Origin of the sequence: Bacillus sp. FJAT-29790 (genome assembly GCF_019039215.1) — a bacterium.
In the GTDB taxonomy this organism is placed as follows: domain Bacteria; phylum Bacillota; class Bacilli; order Bacillales; family Cytobacillaceae; genus Cytobacillus.
The window spans coordinates 1,187,898-1,208,178 of the sequence record NZ_JAHNZZ010000001.1; the positions used below are offsets into that span (position 1 = coordinate 1,187,898).

A 20,281-nucleotide genomic window follows, 5' to 3' on the forward strand; every position below is an offset into this window, starting at 1 on the left:
CTAAATCAAAATCCTTATTGTAAAATATAAGTAAAAAAGGGAAAATTAATAGAAGTTTCTATTGATTAATTTCTGAAAATTTGAAATAATGTATATTATGTGATAGAACAGTATAATGTTTTATTACATTTTTCAAACAGGGGGGGTTAAAAAACTCGATGGACTCTCTTTTTTTAGTGCTTACGAGAGACCAAATCAAGGGGGGAAGACAGGTATTAAGCAGGACTGGTCCCTTTTACATTGAAGGTGACTAAGCGTTCAGTCTGCAGGGGGTGGTAAATTCATAGAGACATATAACAAATAGAAAGAAGAGGAATGCACTATTATACTTCCCGAAGACAGAAGATTGCGCATCTTCAAAAAAATAAAGGAGCTGAAACGATGAGTAATAAAGCGTACAAAAAAGAACTGGCTACTGATTTAGATTATGAGAAAATTGTCAATACACCGGAATTCAAAAGTTTTGTCAAAAGAAAAAATAAATTTATGACGCCTTATATTATATTCTTTTTTGCTGCCTATTTCTTATTACCTATTCTGACTGGATTTACATCAATTCTTGAGGTGAGAGCGATCGGTTGGATTACATGGACATGGATGTACTCTTTCGGGATGTTCATTATGGTATGGGTGTTTGCAACTATTTATATGAAAAAAGCTTCTGGATTCGATGAAGAATCGGAAGAAATTATCGCAAAAAACATTTTAAAATAAAAGGGGGTATTTAATTTGGAATTTGATGTTTTTTCAGCACTTATATTCGTTGGTGTCATTGGAATTACACTGTACATCACTTACTGGGCATCGAAACGGACATCGACAGCGAGTGAATTCTACACAGCCGGTGGATCTTTGACTGGATGGCAGAACGGGCTAGCGATTGCAGGTGATTACTTATCTGCTGCATCGTTCCTTGGGATTGCGGGAGCCATATCGTTAAATGGATTTGATGGTTTTTACTACAGCATAGGCTGGCTTACGGCATACTTAGTCGTTTTGTTTCTTATCGCAGAGCCTTTACGAAATTTAGGGAAATATACGATGGCGGATATGATCGGTTCGCGTTTTTCTGCGACAAAAGTCCGTGGTGCTGCAGCTTTAAATACGATTACGATAGTTATTTTTTATATGATTGCCCAACTTGTTGGGGCTGGTGCACTTATAAAGTTACTTCTTGGTATCGACTATTGGATTTCGGTACTAATCGTCGGGGTGATGATGTCGATTTACGTACTGTTCGGTGGAATGGCTGCTACGAGCTGGGTACAAATTGTTAAAGCGGCTCTTCTTATGGCTGGAACCATTATTATTTCTTTCCTTGTTCTTCTGAAATTTAATTTCAATATGCTTGACATGTTTGCCCAAATGTCGACAGCAACTGCTCACGGAGAGAGTTATTTACATTCAGGTGTTGTTTATAAAAATCCGTTCGATCTTATATCCGTTCTTATTGCACTAATATTGGGTACTGCTGGCTTACCGCATATCTTAATGCGTTTCTTTACCGTAAAAGATGCGAAAACTGCTCGTTCTTCCGTTATTTACGCTATTTGGATTATTGGAATTTTTTATGTTATGACGATCTTCCTTGGTTTCGGGGCGGCTAAATTCGTTGGAGCTGATGCAATTATCGCTGAAAACGCAGCTGGAAATATGGCGGCACCAATGCTTGCAGGAGTTCTTGGCGGTAACTTACTTGAATCGTTTGTCGCAGCTGTTGCGTTTGCAACCATTCTTGCGGTTGTTGCAGGGCTTGTATTGTCAGGAGCTTCAGCAATTGCACACGATCTATACGGACAAATTATTAAAAAAGGAAAGGTGACAGAAAAGCAGCAAGTAAACGCTGCACGTTGGGCAGCTCTCGGCGTGTCTGTTTTCTCTATCCTTCTTGCACTTGGTTCAGAAAAACTAAATGTAGCGTTTCTCGTTTCACTTGCATTCTGTGTCGCTGCATCTGCGAATGTACCGACGATTCTTTTTACAATCTATTGGAAGCGCTTTAATACGACAGGTGCAGTTGCTTCAATGCTGACGGGTTTGATCGTCGCAGTCGTCCTTGTTGCTGTAAGCCCGAACGTTATTAATCCTGTTGAAGGAAAAGCGTTTTTCGTTGGCAATCCGTTATTCCCATTCGCAAATCCTGCCCTAATTTCTGTTCCAGCAGGATTCTTGGCAGCGATTGTTGGTACCCTGCTTTCATCGAAAAAACAGGATGAGAAGAAATTCGAAGAGGTGCACTTCCAAGCGCAGACAGGTTATAGAAAACTCGGTTAATTTCCGATTAGGAAACCGTATAGATGATGGGAAGGTAGCTCTTTTACTTTTCAATAAAATCTTTTAATCCGTATCCCCCGTCTTCTTAGTGAACGGGGGATTTTTAAAATAATTGAAGGCTGCTTTCGTAAAGTTTGTTGCTTTTATAATGTTATTTTTATTTAATAATCTGAGTTGATTGGGCGTAGGGCACTTGACTCCTCGAAAATGCTATCGCATTTCCTTCGTGTGTGGGCCAATTCAAGGATGTAAATTCAGTGTCCTGCGGGAATAGACGGAAGGGAGACCCCGCAGGCAGTTACGCCGAGGAGGCTCCTGTCCCTCCCCGCGGAATGCAAGTGCCTGCAGCGGAAAGCAACGGGTAAACTAAGAAGGCTAAAACAACAATATATGCGAAAACAGCCTAAAAAAATAATGGAGATAAGATAGATGAACGTTCATGAAGAGAAAGAACGATTAAAGTTGGTACACAATCAGCCTCTTTTTAAAGGAATTCCAGATGAAACATTTGCACTGCTGATGGAAGACTGCAGACTGAAGTATTATCGAAAATCCGAAAAAATACTTCACTCAACCCCCCCTTTTGAAGGACTCCTTCTTATTTTGACAGGTATGGCCGAAGTTTACGTCGAAGACGAAAACAATAACTGTGAAGTTCTTGAAGTGCTTCAAGAAGGAGAATTCTTTGGTTTTTACACCCTTGCTCATTTTTTAGGAGAGGTTGAAGATTCTATTGATCACCACAAATTCGAAATCGAAGCCGCGGAAAATTCATACTGCCTCCATATCCCTTATTCGGTCGTTCAAGTCAGATGGGAAGATGAATTTGTTCGTAATTTTATATTAAAGAAGGTGGCGGTCCGCCTCCGGGATACATACTCATCACTAGCGGAACAACTGAAATTTACTGGTGAATGGGGAGAAAGTGAGCCATTCGTCCGCCGTGTGCAAGATTTAATGCAATCACCAGCTATCACTGTTAATGAAGAGGAAACAGTTCAAAATATTGCGGAGAAGATGGTCGATTATTCGATCAGCTCCGTCCTAGTTATTGATGGAAATGAGCATCTCACAGGGATCATTACCGAGAAAGATATCGTTCAACGTGTTGTGGCGAAGGCCTTTAGCGGCTCTCTAAAAGCGAAAGATATTATGACGAGTAGGTTGTACACCGTTTCCCGACACGATTATTATTTCGAGGTACTTTCAGCATTTTATATGAATGGAGTAAAACACTTACCTGTCGTTGAGGGAGAAAAAGCAGTCGGTATTGTAACACTTTCTAATTTGTTAACAAAAAGAAATCGAGGATCAATGGGAATAATCAAGACGATTGAAGAATCTTCGTTCGAAAACTTACCAAAGGTGAAATATGCTATCTACGATGTTTTATCTAATTTAATACACGATGAAATCTCTACCATACAAACACTTGAAATGATTACAAAGCTATACGATCGGCTTGCGCGCCACTGTGTAAAATTGGCTGTCGATTCGTTAGAAAGACAAGGGAAAGGGATCCCGCCTGTTTCTTTTTCCTGGTATCAAATGGGCAGCAGCGGGCGTGGCGAGCAGTTCATGCTAACAGATCAGGATCATTTCCTTGTCTACGCTGACCCAGAGAAAGAAAATGAAGCATTTGTAGATAAATACTTTTCCTTGCTCGGGCAAGAAATTGTTAATCATCTTCAACAAGCTGGTTATTCCTTATGTAAAGGTCGGATGATGTCAAGCGAAGAGGAATGGCGAGGTTCCGTAACTAAATGGCAGCAGCGCATTCGCCAGTGGGCATTAAAGCCAACTGACGATCATATACTCTTAGGATACAATTTTTTATCCTTTCGTTTTTTATATGGAGATCCCTCATTGGATGGGCTATTTACAAATATGGTGCAGTACCAAATGAAAAGCTCTCAAACCTTTGTTTATTACATGGCCCAGCAGGAGCGAGAAAAACTTGTTCCGCAGTTTGAACATCCCTTTCAGATTTTGTTTAAAGGGAAGCGGCAGATGATTGATATAAAAAAACATGCTTTGTTTCCACTCCATCATTGCCTGCAGGTGTTAGGTGTCCATAACGGCATTATTGAAGGAACACCGGTGCTGCTATTGAATGAGCTAGTAAAGAGAGGTGCGCTTTCAGATGGGTTTGCGGATGATTTACGCCATGCATATGAAGTGGCACTTAGAACACGCATTCAAATGTCATGGAAAAAGCATCTACGCCATGAAGAAATTACGACAGAAATAAAATTCGCACTCATTCGCAGCTGGGAAAAAGATGAATTAATTACGATGTTAAAAACAGTCCGGTCTTTGCAATTTCACCTTTTATCAAAATTGTAAAAATATCTTCAGGTTAAAACAATGCAGCTTTTGGACACTTCACAACAAAAGCTAGATTATACGATCGGGTCTTTCTTAAATGGTTCCTTTGCGGAATGCAGTAAAGAAGAAACAAAGGGGGATGGAATTTGTTTTGGATGAAAAAGCGATTAAATTACCGTTTAGGTGAATCTCTACAGCTAGACACGCCGGTTCGCGATTTGTCATTTACGGTATTTGATACAGAAACGACTGGCTTTGCGATTGGTGCAAATGATCGGGTTATCGAAATTGGCGGCGTTCTTGTTGAAAAGATGGAAGTGACAGATAAGACTTTTCAATCATTTATCAATCCGCATCGTGTTATTCCGGCCCATATTACAGAATTAACATCCATCGAACAGAAGCACCTGGAAGAAGCTCCATCTGCTCTTGAGGCGATAGATCAATTCTTTCAATTTATGGTGAATCATCAAAGTACAGGATGGGTAGGGCATTATCTTAGCTTTGACGCAATGGTCATCAAAAAAGAATTACAGCGGGAAAAATTTAAATTTAATGAACCGATGTCCTTTGATACACTTGACTTCATCAACTATTTATATCCAACATGGGATATGCACGATCTTGAGGAATATGCCCATTTGTTTAATACAAAAGTGTTTACACGCCACAGAGCACTTAAAGATGCATTGACAACAGCCCACGTGTTCGTTGAACTACTAAGGCGTCTTGAGGAAAAAGGGATCACAAGACTCGGTGACTTACTGCGCCTATCTGGGGGAAAAAATAATTACTATGCATTGTAGTCTAGAAAATAACAAATCGAGTTTGAATGGTTTGCATCACTTGACATTCTATTACATCTCCGTCATAATATTAAAAAAACATTGAACGTTTACGGAGAACTAGTATGTGGACCTTTATGTGCCAGAGAGCGAGATTTATAAGCTGGAAGATTTCGCCACAGATAAGCCGCAGAACCTGTCTCCCTAGTCCTATGCTAAATCATAGGCGCATACCTGGCGTTAATAGGCAGAGTGGGATGTATTCATACATCCAATCAAGGTGGTACCACGGAAGCAGAGCCCTTTCGTCCTTATTTATAGGACGAATTGGGCTTTTTTTATTGATATTATTAATTGGCTGTTTTCGTAAACTTTGTTATTTTAAAAGTATGATTTAATATAACAATCTGAGTTGATTGGAGCGGAGGGCACTTGACTCCTCGAAAATGCTATCGCATTTCCTTCGTGCGTGGGCAGATTCGAGGATGTAAATTCAGTGTCCAGTGGGAAAAAGAGGGAGCGGGAGACCCCACAGGCGGTTACGCCTAGGAGGCTCCCGTCCCTCCCCGCGGAAAGCAAGTGCCCGCAGCGGAAATCAACGGACAAAATTTCAAAGCAATGAAAATAATTGATTAGATCAAATAAATAGGAGTTATCGCAAATGGAAAAAAAACGAGTGGTTGTGAAAATTGGCAGCAGTTCTTTAACGAATGAAAGGGGAGAAATTGATCAAGCAAAGTTTTCTGATCATATCAATGCTGTTGCGGCTCTTCGGAAAGCCGGCCATGAAGTATTATTAGTATCTTCCGGGGCTGTAGCGGCAGGCTTTGCACGACTAGGTTATCCATCTAGGCCAATTACGCTAAAAGGAAAACAAGCTGCGGCAGCTGTTGGTCAAAGTCTTCTTATACAATCTTATATCGGAAAATTCAGTGAACATAGCATTGTGCCTGCACAAATTCTTTTGACGCGGAGCGACTTTTCAAATCGCGACCGGTACAAAAATGCTTATGCAACACTAATGGAACTTTTAGAAAGAAGGATTTTACCGATTATTAACGAGAATGATACCGTTTCTGTAGAGGAATTAACATTTGGAGACAACGACATGCTTTCAGCCCTTGTTAGTGGACTTATTCACGCGGACCAACTAATCATTTTGACAGATATTAATGGACTTTATGATTCTGATCCACGTTTCAATTCACATGCCAAAAGAATGGATTTTCTTGAAACTGTTTCAGATGAAATGTTAGCTGCTGCAGAAGGATCCGGTTCAAAGGTAGGAACAGGTGGAATGAAGTCGAAACTAATAGCTGCAAAAACAGCAAGTTCCCTTGGTGTACCTGTTTTTATCGGACAGGGAAAAGGAACTCGAAAGTTAATTGAAATCTTAGAAGGAAATGGGGATGGTACATACATCAGTAATAATGATCTAGGTTCACTAAATACAAGCCGACAATGGATCGCACTCCATTCAGAAGTTGCAGGGGAAATTTACATTGATCAAGGGGCAGAGGAGGCAATCCTCTATAACGGAAAAAGCTTGCTCCCACCTGGGGTTTTTAAAGTGAAAGGAAGCTTTGACAAGGGCGATGTTGTAGAAGTATTTGGACGAAACGGCTTGTTAGGGAGAGGGGAAGTCACCTATTCCTCAGAAGATTTGATAAAAGTAATTGGGAAACGTTCTGATAGAAGAGAACCCATTATGTCAAATATTGAAGTTATTCATCGTGACAGATGGGTAAAAGTATAAATTTTGGAGGGATCCGCAATGAGTGAAGTAAAGACAAAAGGACATGCAGCTAAATTAGCAAGCTATTCATTAATTGGTATTACAACTGAGGAAAAAAACGAGGCATTGGAACTGATCGCTAACCAGCTTGTAGAAGATCAAAATACAATTCTTGCAGAAAATGAAAAGGATCTCCATGAAGGAAAACAAAACGGGCTTGCTGATGCGATCCTTGATCGGATCATGCTAAATGAAAAGCGTATTCATGATATGGCTCATGGAATCAGGCTTTTAATTGAACTAAAAGATCCAATTGGAGAAACACTAGAAACAATCCAAAAAGAAAACGGATTATTGATTAAAAAAACTCGCGTCCCACTTGGCGTCATTGGGATGATCTATGAAGCAAGACCGAATGTCACGATCGATGCGGCAACCTTATCCTTAAAAACGGGGAATGCGGTCATATTAAGGGGGAGCTCATCCGCCAAATTCTCGAACATGGCTCTTATTCAATCGATCCATCGAGCGCTTGAAAAAAGTGTCATCCCAACTGATGCGGTCCAGCTCCTTGAAGATACGAGCAGAGAGACTGCGAAGGAGCTTTTTCATCTGAATGAATATTTAGATGTCTTAATTCCTCGCGGTGGTAAAAACCTAATTGAAACAGTTGTGCGGGAATCTACTGTTCCAGTTTTAGAAACAGGAGCAGGGAACTGCCATATTTTTATAGATGAAACAGCAAAACAAGAAATGGCCGAACAAATCGTGTTAAATGCTAAAATTCAGCGTCCATCTGTCTGTAATGCTATTGAAACGATTCTAATCCATGAAACATGGTTTGAACAATCTGGGGAACGGTTACTTGTAGCACTGCAACAAAATGGTGTTGAAATTTATGGAGATGAAAAAGTCACAAGCGTATTTAAGGCGGCAAAACAAGCAACTGAAGACGATTGGTTAACAGAATATCTAGCTTTATCTGTAGGCATTAAAGTAGTGAAAAACCTTGATGATGCGATCGATCATATAAACAAGTACGGTACGAAGCACTCTGAAGCGATTATCACCAATAACGATCTTCATGCTGCTGCCTTTTTAACTAAAGTTGATGCAGCAGCTGTTTATCATAACGCATCGACCCGTTTCACGGACGGTTTTGAGTTTGGATATGGGGCAGAAATTGGAATCAGTACGCAAAAGCTTCACGCAAGAGGTCCAATGGGATTAGAAGCACTCACTTCAAGCAAATTTTTCATATTTGGAAATGGACAGATTCGAGAGTAAGAAGGTACTAGCCATTTAGATAGCTATTGCAAACAATTCAAAAAAGTAAATAGTATGGTAAACTAGTATTCAAACACTAAAACAAACAAAAGTGAGGCTCGAAATGATAAAAGCCATTTTTTTCGACTTAGATGATACACTTCTTTGGGATCAAAAAAGTGTTAAGGAAGCCTTTACAGCTACGTGTAACATAGCTGGGGAACGATATGGGGTAGACCCTAATCAGTTTGAGGAAGCTGTTCGCGAAGCAGCTAGAAATCTATATTCCTCCTATGAAACTTACTCATTTACGCAAATGATTGGGATTAATCCGTTTGAAGGATTATGGGGAAATTTTTTAGATGATGATGAAAATTTTAAAAAAATGAAAGAAATCGTTCCTACTTATCGAAGAGATTCGTGGACAATGGGGTTAAAGGCTATCGGTATAGATGACCCGGACTTTGGATCCGAGTTAGCTGAACGTTTCCCGCAGGAGCGCCGAAAAACACCGTTCGTGTACGAAGAAACGTTTCATGTATTAGATACGTTAAAAGAGAATTTCCAGCTTCTGCTTTTAACGAACGGTTCACCAGACTTACAAAATACGAAATTAACAATAACACCAGAGCTTGTTCCATATTTTGACCATATTGTTATTTCTGGTGCTTTCGGAAAAGGGAAGCCAGATCCTGCTATCTTTGAACATGCATTATCCCTCATGTCCCTACAGAAAGATGAGGTTCTCATGGTCGGAGATAATTTAATGACAGATATCCTTGGCGCTAATCAAGCAGGAATAAAATCAGTATGGATAAACCGTCATGAAAAAGTACGGAATGAGGTCGTTCCTACTTTTGAAATTCAGCATTTAGAAGGACTATATCAAATATTAGAGGAACTCAGTGAAAAAAGTTTGCGTAACAATATGATAGGCGTAGATGAAACAATGGACAAAAGATAACCCCAAAAAACCAAAAATAAGGCGAAGGTACTCAATTAACATTTATAGCATATTTATTGACGGAGTTGATTTCGAGATCAGCTCCTTTTGTTTTGTTAGGAATGTAGAGACGATAAATTGATAAATATTGACAACAGCAGGTACAGAATTCTATATTTAACCATATGCGGTTGGTGATGAAAGATTTGGAGTGTGAGAGATGAATTCAGCGGAAGAGATTATTAAAGTTCAGAAGCTTTTGAAAAAATATGGTGATTTTACAGCGGTAAATGGGATCGAGTTTCAAGTGAAGAAAGGAGAAGTTTTCGGCTTGCTTGGTCCGAATGGTGCTGGCAAAACAACGACATTAGAAATGTTGGTTGGGCTTAGGAAACCAGATGATGGTACTGCGTTTATTGATGGATTTGATATCACCCGTGAATTAAATAAGATAAAAGAAGTGATCGGTGTTCAGCTCCAATCCACAACACTTTTTGAGCTACTAACAGTGAAAGAAATATTACACTTATATGCCAGCTTTTACAATAAACAAGTGTCTATTCCTGCATTAATCGAAGATATGCTTCTTACCGATAAAACGAAGAATCGGATCAAGAGTTTATCTGGCGGACAAAAACAAAGATTAGCGATTGCATTAGCACTTGTACATGATCCAAAGATTATTTTTTTGGATGAGCCGACAACAGGACTTGATCCCCAGGCTAGGAGAACACTGTGGGATATTATTCTTCGCCTAAAAGAAAGAGGAAAAACGATTGTTTTAACGACTCATTATATGGACGAAGCACATGTCTTGTGTGATCGAATTGCCATTATGGATCAAGGGCAGCTAATTGCCTTGGATACACCTTCTTTGCTCGTTAAAAACCTGCAATCAGATAGTGCTGTAGAGTTTCGTTTTCAAGATGAGTCCCTTGAAGTGGATTTAAAGGAAATTGAAGGAGTAAAGCAAGTTGGAAATCATAAAGATACTTATGTTCTTTACACTGATGATTTGCAAACCACCTTAACGAGCTTGATTCAGACGGCCTCCGACAAACACCTCAAATTAGTAGATCTGCAGACACGTACAGCTACCCTAGAAGATGTGTTTATACACATGACAGGAAGGAGGTTACGTGAAGGATGAGAGCATACTGGCAATTAACGCTATCGCAATTACGCATTTTTCTGCGTAATCGCCAAGTCTTATTTTGGACGTTAGCCTTTCCAATTTTTCTCATGATCATGTTAGGCTCATTTTTAGGAAACGGAAATGGAATGTCAGTATCGATTGGAGTAGTGGATCAAGATCAATCCACTCAGTCGCAACAATTAATTGACATGTTAATACAAAACGAAGCCATTCAGTTGAATGAAGAAAGTAGTAAAGACGATGCATTTATGCAGTTAAAAAAAGGCGATCTTCATGTCGTTGTAGTTATACCGAAAGGATACGATTCTTTTTTGAACAAAACAACTTTAGATACACAGCAGCCGTTTTCTCTACCGGTTTACTATAATGAAACCAATTTTGCCGTTTCTCAGGTTGGTATTCAGCTAGTAAACGGTGCGATAGATGGAATTAGTAAAGCGAAGGTTGATTATGTTCCAGTCATTGTTACCGATACGCAGGGAATCGAAGCATTAAACTTAAAATATATTGATTTCTTAGTTCCTGGGATTGTCGCGATGATGATTATGAGCAACAACATGAACGGGGTCGCGGGGCAAATTGCGGCTTGGAGGGAACGCGGGATTTTAAGAAGAATGCAAGGAACTACATTAAAGGCATCAACCTTTATTGCTGCACAAATTACCGCAAGACTAGTATTAAATGGCATGCAGGCACTCATTGTTCTTGGTGTTGCCCATCTTATTTTCGGCATTGAAGTTAGAGGATCGTGGCTTACTCTGATCAGCTTTGTCATCCTAGGAACTTTAGCATTTATGGCGATTGGATTCATCATTGCAGGTATTGCAAAAACGCCAGAAAGTGCTGCACCTATTGCTGGTTTTCTTTCCTTTCCAATGCTGTTCTTGGGAGGAGTATTTTTTCCGATTAAAGACATGCCGGAATTTCTGCAGCCGATTGTTCAAACCTTGCCGATCGCGCATTTAAGTCATGCACTCCGAGAAACGATGAATGTCGGAGCATCGTTTATGAGTTTAGGAACAGAGGCACTTATTCTAGGCGGCTGGCTCATAGGAGCATTTATCGTTGCCAGCTATACGTTTAAATGGGAATAGGGTAAAGGACTATCGAATAAAATGAATAAACTGGGAGAAAAAAAGGAGGACACAATGAATAAACAAGATTATCAAACACATATACGAATGCATCCGATTTATCATTATGTTTTAACGGTATTAGTATTAGGAACTTTAGTAGCTACCATTGTTCAACTGGTTCGTTCCATAAATGAAGGAGCAAACATTCTACAAGCAATAATTCTACTTTTGCTCTTAATCATTATTGTCATTATCGCAGGTCTTGTGAGATTATACCCATTAAAAGCTCAAGATCGTGCCATACGCGCAGAAGAAAACCTGCGCCATTATGTATTAACTGGGGAATTATTAGACCGGAAACTAAGCATGGCGCAAGTGGTAGCTTTACGTTTTGCAGATGACAATGAATTTCCTGTACTTAGTAAAAAAGCTGTGGAGGAAAATTTAAAGCCGGATGAGATAAAGAAAGCAATCGTAAATTGGCGACCTGATATGAATAGAGTTTAAATGATTGTTGAACAATTCAGGAGTTTTGTAATAAGGAATAATATAATAAATCATCGAAACAAAACGTGTGTTCTGCATCTGGAAATGGTATAATAAAAAAAGCAATAGATTAGATTTCTCAAGGGTGGTCGGCATTTCCCCGATGAAAGGGGGTGATGCTGGTGACGGTGTTTCAGGCGTTTATGGTTTATCAATACCTATTAATAAAAAAGTTATAATTTAATTGTGTTCTATCATTGTAGACATGTATTTAAAGAATGATTTAAAAATGGCTAATCTTTAAGGATGTTAGCCATTATATTTTCCAAAGATATCTTCCAAAGTTTCATTTGTGGCATTGAAATAAAGTTCGATAATTTATAAAAGTTTGATCAAAAATCCTGTATTGATATGCAGGATTTTTTCTTGTTCAGCAAAACCAGCCAATAGTTGTCAACATTTTTTAATAAAGTTATTAAAAATATCATGTTATACTAAAATTATGCATGCCAAATAACCTTCCAAATACTATGTTTTGGAAAGTCTTGGTTCACTTGGTTAAATTGTTAAATCAAGCTAAATCTTGAAAAGAAGTTTTGTTGTTTAAAGTGCATAAATCCAATGTAAGAGCTTGTTTGCACAAGCGATCACAGCTACTCTAAAAGGTTTTACTACTTCCAGTTTCTTATCATAGAACGCTCGTAATCTCTTATTACGAGGAAGGATTTCATCAGTTGTTTTCTGTTTTCGACAGTCACGAATAGCACATTTAACAGCCATATACAAGGCTTGCCGAAGTCTGCTAGATCCTCTTTTGGTAATTCGATTGTAAGTACCTTTGAATGTGCCAGATTCAAAGACACTTGGGTCAAGACCGGCAAATGCCACTAGTTTCTTAGGGTTATTAAACCTTTCGATTTCCCCAATTTCAGAAATAATCGTTGCCGCGATTTTTTCACCAATACCGGGAATTGAACGGATAATTTTAGATTCCTCAATATGCTTTGCCAAGGCATCTATTTCATTTTCAAGCGTGGATAGATGCTTCTTGCGCTCAAATAGCATATTAATATACATATCCAAGCTTAGGGAAAGGCTAGAGTATAAAGTCTTCCGAAAAGGGTTTTGTGCTGCTGCAGTCATTAGTTTTTCGGCCTGTTTGTTTGCCCATTGTAGTGACCGGGAGTTACAGAATTCCTTTATTTTAACCGTTAATGTTTCAACATCGGTGTTCAAGACATCTTCTGAAGTAGGAAATGCTTGTAATGTTTTTAAAGAAACATCCGAATATAAGTCTCCAAAAACCTTACTATATTCAGGGAATATTTGATCCAAAACTGCCTGAAATTGTAGTTTGGTTTGTACAAACATGCCTGTAATATTATCGTGCTGCCGCGTAAGATGACGTAGGTTCATCAGTTGAACACCACGCTTTTTGTATGGTTCTAAATCCTCTTTGTAATACAGCTCGCAGAGGTGATTGGCATCAATGATATCTGTTTTTACCTTTCGCAAACTAGAACTTTTTGCTTTATAGGAGATAAGTGGATTTACAATAATAATTAAATAACCTTTGTCCTCAAAATATTGATATTTGGTGTGTGATAATGACCCGTTGATTCCATTACAAGAGGTGGGCGTTCTCCTGAAATATCTTCTATCTCTTTAATAAATGCTAATAAACTAGCTAACCCATCAAGATCATGTTTAGCTTTGAAACTTTTCTTATAAGGCTTCTTTCTTTCCAAGTATGCTTGAACCTGACTTTCACCTTTTGCCACATCCAGACCAATGACTGGATTCATTATAAATCTCCTCCTCCAAATATAATTACCGGTACCCCTAGTCCTTCTTGTAGTGTCATAGCTTCGCTTGTTATACGAGATCATTGTCCCAACCAGCCTCAAACGTGTTTCTACAAGTAGGGGGCGAACTGTTTTGCGGACGGGATCATGTCCCACGGGCCGTTACGTTCTACCCCGGCTACCATTAGCATATATCGATAAAAAAAATGATCAACCAGAAATATTTTCTGGCTGACCTTATAATACGATCGGGCCATTTAATTGAATAGGGAAGGAATTATTAGAAAGTAAATCGAAGTAAAAGTACTAACAAAGACTGTTAAGAATTATGAGGTGAAGAAATGAATAACCAAAGAATTATTGGAAAAACAAAGGATGTCGGATTTCAGGTCGGAGTTAGAAGGACTTTTTCAATTTCACAGGAGAAAGCTTGGGAGCTTATTACTTCTAGGAAGGATTAGATTTATGGTTGGGTGAGATTACTAGCATCATTCTTGAACCAGGTCAGAAATACATAACGAAAACGGGGGCAGGGGAAATTCGGATTGTTAAACCGTTACAACAGCTTCGCCTAACATGGAAAAAAGAGGAATGGGAAAAACCCTCAACAGTTCAAGTCTGTATTATATCGAAAGCAAGTAATAAAACAACGATTAGTTTGCATCAAGAAAAGCTTGCCGATAAGAATGTTCGAGAGGAAATGAAAGTATATTGGGGAGAAATTCTAGATGGAATAACGGAAAGGCTGCAAAATTAATCCGATTTAGATAAAGAAGGGTTGATGTGAAGTAGAATGCTTGCCCACTCGACTGAGTTTATAGTACTCAAAACCATAAGTGAGGAGAGGAATTTATGATTAAACAACTGATCATTGGCGACGCAACGCATGAACTGGCCTCTACGCGCCGCATTCTGGAAGGTTTGTCCGATGAACAGATGTCTTGGAAGCCGCACGATAAATCAATGACGCTCGTAGGACTAGCCACACATCTGATCAACCTGCTAAATTGGCAAATTGCGATTTTACAGTACCCCGCGTTCGATCTTGCGACCATACCGCAGAGGAGAGAGGCTTTGAAAAAACGCGCTGATGTTCTGGAGGATTTCGACGCGAACATCGGTAAGTTAATAAAGTTACTAGACGAATGCGATTAGCTGTGGGTGCTTTAGTGGTAATGTTATTTACTGAGATGATGTAAATATTTGAATCCTAAGGAAATGAATGTAGAAGAAATCGAGGATATTGATGGAGGATTGGATCCGTTTTTTGATGATTACCTTGAGGAATCCTTATTAAATCATATGATTGTTTATCCTGGGATTGACCGAATCTAATTAAGTTGGGCAATGCAGCAGAAAAGATTAAAAAAGTACCCAAGCGAAATTTCGTCAATGCCTGGGTAGGATGGGTAATTGTTAAAAATCCCCATATCTGTATTTTGAAAACTTAAATCAGTAACAATAAAGTCGTTTGAAAGTATGGGCAATGTCTTTTAGTTGAAGAAAGGCATTTTATTCCTTCTTCAATAAAGTCTTCTTGGCTATTATTTTATCATCAAAGTGGATGGTCTTATCTTTTAGTATTTGATAAGTTTCATGTCCCTTTCCTGCTATTAGAACAACGTCATTAGATGAAGCCATGTTAATCGCCTTTTTAATAGCTTCTTCACGATTTACAACTAATTGATAATGACTGGAGCTCTTCATTCCTTTTTCAATATCCTTCATAATTATAATGGGATCTTCTGAACGTGGGTTATCAGAGGTAACAAAGACAAAGTCACTATAACGATTGGCTATTTCACCCATGATAGGCCGCTTTGTTACGTCTCTATCTCCACCGCATCCAAAGACAGTAATTACTTTACCGTTTGAAAACTCCTTGATTGTTGTAAGTACATTTTCTAAAGCATCAGGTGAGTGAGCATAATCGACTAATACAAGAAAATCTTGCCCTTCATCTATTATTTCCATCCTACCTCCAATACTTTTTAGGTCAGATAAACTATTCCTAATACTTTCTAAAGGTATTCCTTCAATCAAAGAAGATGTTATTCCCGCTAAAGCATTATACACATTAAATTTACCTACTAAATTAAGTCTTATTTCTATTTCACCAATAAAAGAAGTAAGTAAAAATCGGATACCTCGTGGTGACATGATAATATTCTTTGCAGAAACATCAGATTTATTGTTAATTCCATATGTAATAACCTCTGTTGAAGTTAATTTACGGAAATATTCAATTGAAGGGTCATCTGCATTTAGAACAACATACTTTTTGTCCTCAGGGAGGAATGTATTTCCAAGCCTTGAAAATAAAAGCCCTTTAGTTTTTCTATATTCTTCAATAGTTCCATGATAATCTAAGTGGTCTTGAGTTAAGTTTGTAAATACAGCAGTCCTGAAATTACATCCCAAAACTCTCCCCATGTCCAACCCTTGGGATGTGACTTCCATTACACAATAATCAGTTTTGCAGTCTCTCATTTTCCGTAAATTTCGTTGAAGTATTGGTGGTTCTTGAGTATTAATATCAGTGGGGTATAAATGATTATTTATTTTCATTCCGTTATTACCCATCAAACCAGTTTTAGATCCATAGTCGGCCAATATTTTTTCAATAATATACGACGTTGTTGTTTTACCATTTGTTCCTGTAATTCCTATAAGTCTCATTTCATTTGATGGATAACTATAAAAATGGGATGCAATAACTGACATGGCATGTCTTGCATCCTGAACAAATATCTTCGGAATGTCTATATCTATATCTCTTTCAACAATAAGTGCTATGGCCCCGTTTCTAACCGCATCTTCTGCATATAAATGCCTATCTGCAAGAAATCCTCTAATGGCAGGAACACATATAAATAAATTTCCTTTTTCTATTTTTCGGGAGTCCATTTGTATGCCTGTGAATTCTACATTCATATCCCCCACCGTCTTCTTAACCATAAAAAGGTCTGCAATCTCTTTTAACTTCAATTACAACATCCTCTCGTTTATTAATTAGTTAAACATTACATTCCACATGGTCTTAGTAATTATTTCTTTAACTAAATTAAACAACTTTATTGTTAGTCAACAATGGGGGGATAAGCGATACTCTTACTTTGTACTTGATTCGCATGTAAATAATTAAAATCGTAGGCACCTTCTATATTAATTTGATGCCAGATCATAAACACAAAAATGGTCCATAACTTTCGACTGTTATCTTTTTTGTTTACGACATGTTCTTGTAATAAATTGAATACTTTTTGTTTATTAAAAAGGTAATCTGTTGGGCTTGAGCGAACTAAATTGGTGGCCCAATCATACATTTCGTCTTTCAACCAATGGCGGATAGGAACCGGGAAACCTAATTTTTTTCGATTCAATACATGTTCTGGAACAATACCTTCTGCTGCTTTTCGGAGTATATACTTAGTCGTATTATTTTTGATTTTTTGATCTGATTGTATTTTTGCTGCAACTTTGAAAACTTCTTTATCCAAGAAAGGAACTCTTAGCTCAAGGGAATGGGCCATCGTCATTTTATCTGCCTTCAGCAAGATATCTCCCATTAGCCATGTAAGAATATCCAAATGCTGCATTTTTGTAATGGGATCATATGATATGGACTGGTTATAAATCGGTTCGGTTACAGCTGAATAATCTAAGTTGGACTTGTAATTCCTAAGCAACAATTTCTTTTCTCTTTCTTCAAACATTTTTGCATTACCAATATATCGCTCTTCCAAAGGAGTAACACCGCGTTCAATGAAGTTTTTACCTTTTACACCATCTGGTAAAATACGGCTCAGTATCTTTAAAAGATACTTTATCGGATTTGGGATATAGTTAAACATTTTCAATGATTGAGGCTCTCTATAAATATTATAGCCACCAAAAAGCTCGTCCGCCCCTTCGCCGGATAGTACGACTTTTACGTGCTTTCTGGCTTCACGGGCCACAAAATATAATGGAACAGCTGCTGGGTCTGCCAGCGGATCGTCCATGTGCCAAATAATTTTAGGGAGTTCTGCCAAATATTCTTCAGGGGAAATGATATAGCTAATATTTTCTAAATTAAGAGCTTGGGCTGTTTCTTTCGCAACATCAACTTCACTGAATCCATCTCTTTCAAAACCAACGGAGAACGTTTTTAAATGAGGATTAACCTCTTTTGCTAAAGAAACAATAAAGGAAGAATCAATGCCTCCAGACAAAAATGATCCTACAGGTACATCACTACGCATATGCACATTCACGGAATCAATTAGAATATTACGAATTTCTTTAGAGAGTTTTGCTTCAGATAGATCCATCGGTTGGAATTTTGGTGACCAATACCGTTTGATGTTCATCTTATTTCCTGTTATTTTCGTAAAGTAATGACCTGGTAAAAGTTTTTTTATATGGTTTGTCATCGTATCAGGTTCGGGTACATATTGGAAACTTAGGAAGTGCTGCAAAGAATTGGAATCCATTTTACCATCCATCGCAAGAAGGATACTTTTTTTCTCGGAAGCAAAATAAGCAATGTCCCCTTGTTCAGAGTAAAAGAAAGGTTTTATGCCAAAATGATCCCTTGCTCCGAATAATTTTTGCTCTACTTTATCCCAGATGACAAAGGCAAACATGCCCCTCAGCTTTTCTACAGCTCGTTCCTTTATGGCGCTGTATAAGGCGATGATAACTTCTGTGTCAGATTCTGTAGCAAATTCATATCCTTTTTTCGTTAATTCTTTCCGTAATTCAAGGTAGTTATAGATTTCTCCATTGAAAATAATCCAAAATCGATCGTTCTCATAAGAAAGAGGCTGGTGCCCACTTTCAATATCAATAATACTAAGTCGTCTAAATCCAAAGTTTATATAATCATCAAAATAATATCCTTCATCATCCGGTCCTCTGTGGGTAATAATGTTGTTCATTTCTTTTATTTGATTATCCATATCTGTATTCATTTTTTTAGGTTGATGATACATACAACCGATAAATCCACACATCGTAGCCACCTACCTAATAAATTTCAGATATCTAGTTTTTCTTGTTATGATTGTACTTTATCAAAGAAGATATACGTATTAACACCAACTAAGTATGTAGAAATTATGGAGTCACTAATTTATTATAAGATTTTTGCCGAAATGGTTGTTTTCACCATATCCCTTTCTGTTTAAATAATTTCATAGTACAAAAACAGCTTCGTGTACTAATAATGTAGGTACGGGCGTTACTAATGAGCAGTTCGAGGAACAGTGGGGAATAGTGGTTTCTTGAAAAAGGAAATTATAAAATGGAAAAACAACGATTTTTCGATGAAATCGCTGTTTTTATTGTTCATTTACTTGAATTAATTTTATAAAGCTATATAAAATTGAAAAATGAACAATAATTTTGGTTTCATATATTGTTTTTCGCTTAGATCAGAACAATAGTTGCGATAAAATTTATTTTCATTCGTTTTTGGGTTTGGTTTAACTATATAAAATGTTTGCAGTTGCTTTTGCAAGCTTATTAATAGCCATTCTGTCATTTAACCAAAAAAAATAACCCACCCTTGAATATAGCGGCTCGAGTGGATTACTTTTCCAATAAGTGCTGACCCCTGAAAGGGAATCTGCTATTGCATGATCGTTTTGATGTTACTGCATCGAAACGATCTTTTTTATGATATGTTTTTCCTGCTTCTATTATACACGAATATTGCAATGTTGAAACCAATATTGCGATGTACTTATAAAAATATGATCGAGTTATGGATAAATTTCCACGTAATTATTTCTTTTCAAATAGGGAGTTGATTGATGGGATTTTGTTGCAAAATGTAGTATGTTAATTAGAAGTTGTCAAAAGAAAGGAAGAATCGAAATGCGGTTAAAAGGAAAAAAAATAATAAGCCTTGTGCATCATGATTTTGAAGATCTTGAACTATGGTATCCCATTCTAAGATTGCAAGAAGAGGGGGCAGTGGTTCATTTAGCTGGGGAGGAGGCAATGGAAAAATATATCGGGAAATACGGTGTACCCGCCATATCCGATTATGCTTATAGCGAAATCAAGGGTGAAGAATACGATGCAATCCTTGTACCCGGCGGATGGGCACCGGATAAAATTCGCCGTTTTCCGGAGGTAATCTCCCTTATCCAGCATATGGAAGAGAATGAAAAGCCAATAGGACAAATCTGCCATGCAGGATGGGTTTTGATTTCAGCTAAAATTTTGCAGGGAAAAAAAGTGACAAGTACACCTGGAATTAAAGATGATATGGTAAATGCAGGTGCAACCTGGATTGACGAGCCTGTTGTCGTAGACGGCCACCTTGTATCAAGCCGCCGCCCGCCAGATCTTCCAGACTATTTGCGGGAATTAATAAAAGTGATTGAACGAAAGTAATACGAAGGGATATTAATCATCACTTCGTTGTAGGGCATCT

The 20,281-nt window shown here is 38.0% G+C and carries 15 protein-coding genes and 2 pseudogenes; 14 read left to right on the plus strand and 3 right to left on the minus strand.

The window, feature by feature from the left end:
* Positions 1–381: 381 nt before the first annotated feature.
* The 10 genes from BGM26_RS05560 to BGM26_RS05605 all read left to right on the plus strand — a co-directional run bounded on the left by BGM26_RS05560 (position 382) and on the right by BGM26_RS05605 (position 12,070).
* Complete coding sequence (locus tag BGM26_RS05560; RefSeq protein WP_217038720.1) at positions 382–714, plus strand: DUF485 domain-containing protein; 333 nt, start codon at positions 382–384, stop codon at positions 712–714.
* Between the two features lie 15 nt (positions 715–729).
* The gene (locus BGM26_RS05565; protein ID WP_217038721.1) at positions 730–2,274 is read left to right on the plus strand and encodes a solute symporter family protein; all 1,545 of its coding nucleotides are present in this window, start codon (positions 730–732) and stop codon (positions 2,272–2,274) included.
* A 429-nt stretch (positions 2,275–2,703) separates the two neighbouring features.
* Positions 2,704–4,620 (plus strand): DUF294 nucleotidyltransferase-like domain-containing protein, encoded by a 1,917-nt coding sequence (locus BGM26_RS05570; protein ID WP_217038722.1) that lies wholly within the window; start codon positions 2,704–2,706, stop codon positions 4,618–4,620.
* Positions 4,621–4,757: 137 nt separating this feature from the next.
* The gene (locus BGM26_RS05575) at positions 4,758–5,408 is read left to right on the plus strand and encodes a 3'-5' exonuclease (protein WP_217040661.1); all 651 of its coding nucleotides are present in this window, start codon (positions 4,758–4,760) and stop codon (positions 5,406–5,408) included.
* Between the two features lie 640 nt (positions 5,409–6,048).
* Positions 6,049–7,143 (plus strand): glutamate 5-kinase, encoded by a 1,095-nt coding sequence (gene proB, locus BGM26_RS05580; RefSeq protein WP_217038723.1) that lies wholly within the window; start codon positions 6,049–6,051, stop codon positions 7,141–7,143.
* Positions 7,144–7,161: 18 nt separating this feature from the next.
* The gene (locus BGM26_RS05585; RefSeq protein ID WP_217038724.1) at positions 7,162–8,409 is read left to right on the plus strand and encodes a glutamate-5-semialdehyde dehydrogenase; all 1,248 of its coding nucleotides are present in this window, start codon (positions 7,162–7,164) and stop codon (positions 8,407–8,409) included.
* A 103-nt stretch (positions 8,410–8,512) separates the two neighbouring features.
* On the plus strand, positions 8,513–9,352 hold the full coding sequence (locus tag BGM26_RS05590; protein WP_217038725.1) for an HAD family hydrolase: 840 nt from the start codon (positions 8,513–8,515) through the stop codon (positions 9,350–9,352).
* A 199-nt stretch (positions 9,353–9,551) separates the two neighbouring features.
* Entirely contained in the window at positions 9,552–10,481 is a 930-nt protein-coding gene (locus BGM26_RS05595; protein WP_217038726.1) for an ABC transporter ATP-binding protein, read from the plus strand.
* Positions 10,478–11,581 (plus strand): ABC transporter permease, encoded by a 1,104-nt coding sequence (locus tag BGM26_RS05600; RefSeq protein WP_217038727.1) that lies wholly within the window; start codon positions 10,478–10,480, stop codon positions 11,579–11,581. The genes BGM26_RS05595 and BGM26_RS05600 overlap by 4 nt, the downstream gene beginning before the upstream one ends.
* Before the next feature lie 54 nt (positions 11,582–11,635).
* A complete protein-coding gene (locus tag BGM26_RS05605) occupies positions 11,636–12,070 on the plus strand; it encodes a DUF6526 family protein (protein WP_217038728.1) in 435 nt (144 codons plus the stop codon).
* Between the two features lie 582 nt (positions 12,071–12,652).
* Here the strand turns inward: BGM26_RS05605 and BGM26_RS05610 are convergent.
* Positions 12,653–13,938: pseudogene (locus tag BGM26_RS05610) on the minus strand (IS110 family RNA-guided transposase).
* Positions 13,939–14,323: 385 nt separating this feature from the next.
* Here BGM26_RS05610 and BGM26_RS05615 point away from each other — a divergent pair.
* From BGM26_RS05615 to BGM26_RS21650, 3 genes and pseudogenes are all read left to right on the plus strand, one after another.
* A complete protein-coding gene (locus BGM26_RS05615; RefSeq protein WP_254119048.1) occupies positions 14,324–14,611 on the plus strand; it encodes an SRPBCC domain-containing protein in 288 nt (95 codons plus the stop codon).
* Positions 14,612–14,706: 95 nt separating this feature from the next.
* Positions 14,707–15,006: pseudogene (locus tag BGM26_RS05620) on the plus strand (DinB family protein); the annotation flags it as partial.
* A gap of 51 nt (positions 15,007–15,057) precedes the next feature.
* The gene (locus BGM26_RS21650; protein WP_302053220.1) at positions 15,058–15,189 is read left to right on the plus strand and encodes a hypothetical protein; all 132 of its coding nucleotides are present in this window, start codon (positions 15,058–15,060) and stop codon (positions 15,187–15,189) included.
* 177 nt (positions 15,190–15,366) lie between these two features.
* Here BGM26_RS21650 and BGM26_RS05625 read toward each other — a convergent pair whose 3' ends face one another.
* Together BGM26_RS05625 and asnB are read right to left on the minus strand one after the other, a co-directional pair.
* Positions 15,367–16,842, minus strand: coding sequence for a UDP-N-acetylmuramoyl-L-alanyl-D-glutamate--2,6-diaminopimelate ligase (locus tag BGM26_RS05625; protein ID WP_217038730.1), 1,476 nt, complete (start codon positions 16,840–16,842; stop codon positions 15,367–15,369).
* Positions 16,843–16,934: 92 nt separating this feature from the next.
* On the minus strand, positions 16,935–18,851 hold the full coding sequence (asnB, locus tag BGM26_RS05630) for an asparagine synthase (glutamine-hydrolyzing) (protein ID WP_217038731.1): 1,917 nt from the start codon (positions 18,849–18,851) through the stop codon (positions 16,935–16,937).
* Between the two features lie 865 nt (positions 18,852–19,716).
* Between asnB and BGM26_RS05635 the strand changes: the two genes are divergently transcribed.
* Positions 19,717–20,241 carry a type 1 glutamine amidotransferase domain-containing protein gene (locus BGM26_RS05635; protein WP_217038732.1) on the plus strand — a complete coding sequence of 175 codons (525 nt, stop codon included), beginning with the start codon at positions 19,717–19,719 and terminating at the stop codon, positions 20,239–20,241.
* Positions 20,242–20,281: the final 40 nt, after the last annotated feature.

What these genes read in the sequence shown, in the direction of transcription:
- proB (WP_217038723.1), top strand. Translation starts at nt 6,049, where the DNA reads ATGGAAAAAAAACGAGTGGTTGTGAAAATTGGCAGCAGTTCTTTAACG.
- BGM26_RS05585 (WP_217038724.1), top strand. Translation starts at nt 7,162, where the DNA reads ATGAGTGAAGTAAAGACAAAAGGACATGCAGCTAAATTAGCAAGCTAT.
- BGM26_RS05635 (WP_217038732.1), top strand. Translation starts at nt 19,717, where the DNA reads ATGCGGTTAAAAGGAAAAAAAATAATAAGCCTTGTGCATCATGATTTT.
- BGM26_RS05570 (WP_217038722.1), top strand. Translation starts at nt 2,704, where the DNA reads ATGAACGTTCATGAAGAGAAAGAACGATTAAAGTTGGTACACAATCAG.
- BGM26_RS05595 (WP_217038726.1), top strand. Translation starts at nt 9,552, where the DNA reads ATGAATTCAGCGGAAGAGATTATTAAAGTTCAGAAGCTTTTGAAAAAA.
- BGM26_RS05575 (WP_217040661.1), top strand. Translation starts at nt 4,758, where the DNA reads ATGAAAAAGCGATTAAATTACCGTTTAGGTGAATCTCTACAGCTAGAC.
- BGM26_RS05560 (WP_217038720.1), top strand. Translation starts at nt 382, where the DNA reads ATGAGTAATAAAGCGTACAAAAAAGAACTGGCTACTGATTTAGATTAT.
- BGM26_RS05590 (WP_217038725.1), top strand. Translation starts at nt 8,513, where the DNA reads ATGATAAAAGCCATTTTTTTCGACTTAGATGATACACTTCTTTGGGAT.
- BGM26_RS05605 (WP_217038728.1), top strand. Translation starts at nt 11,636, where the DNA reads ATGAATAAACAAGATTATCAAACACATATACGAATGCATCCGATTTAT.
- BGM26_RS05600 (WP_217038727.1), top strand. Translation starts at nt 10,478, where the DNA reads ATGAGAGCATACTGGCAATTAACGCTATCGCAATTACGCATTTTTCTG.
- asnB (WP_217038731.1), bottom strand. Translation starts at nt 18,851, where the DNA reads ATGTGTGGATTTATCGGTTGTATGTATCATCAACCTAAAAAAATGAAT.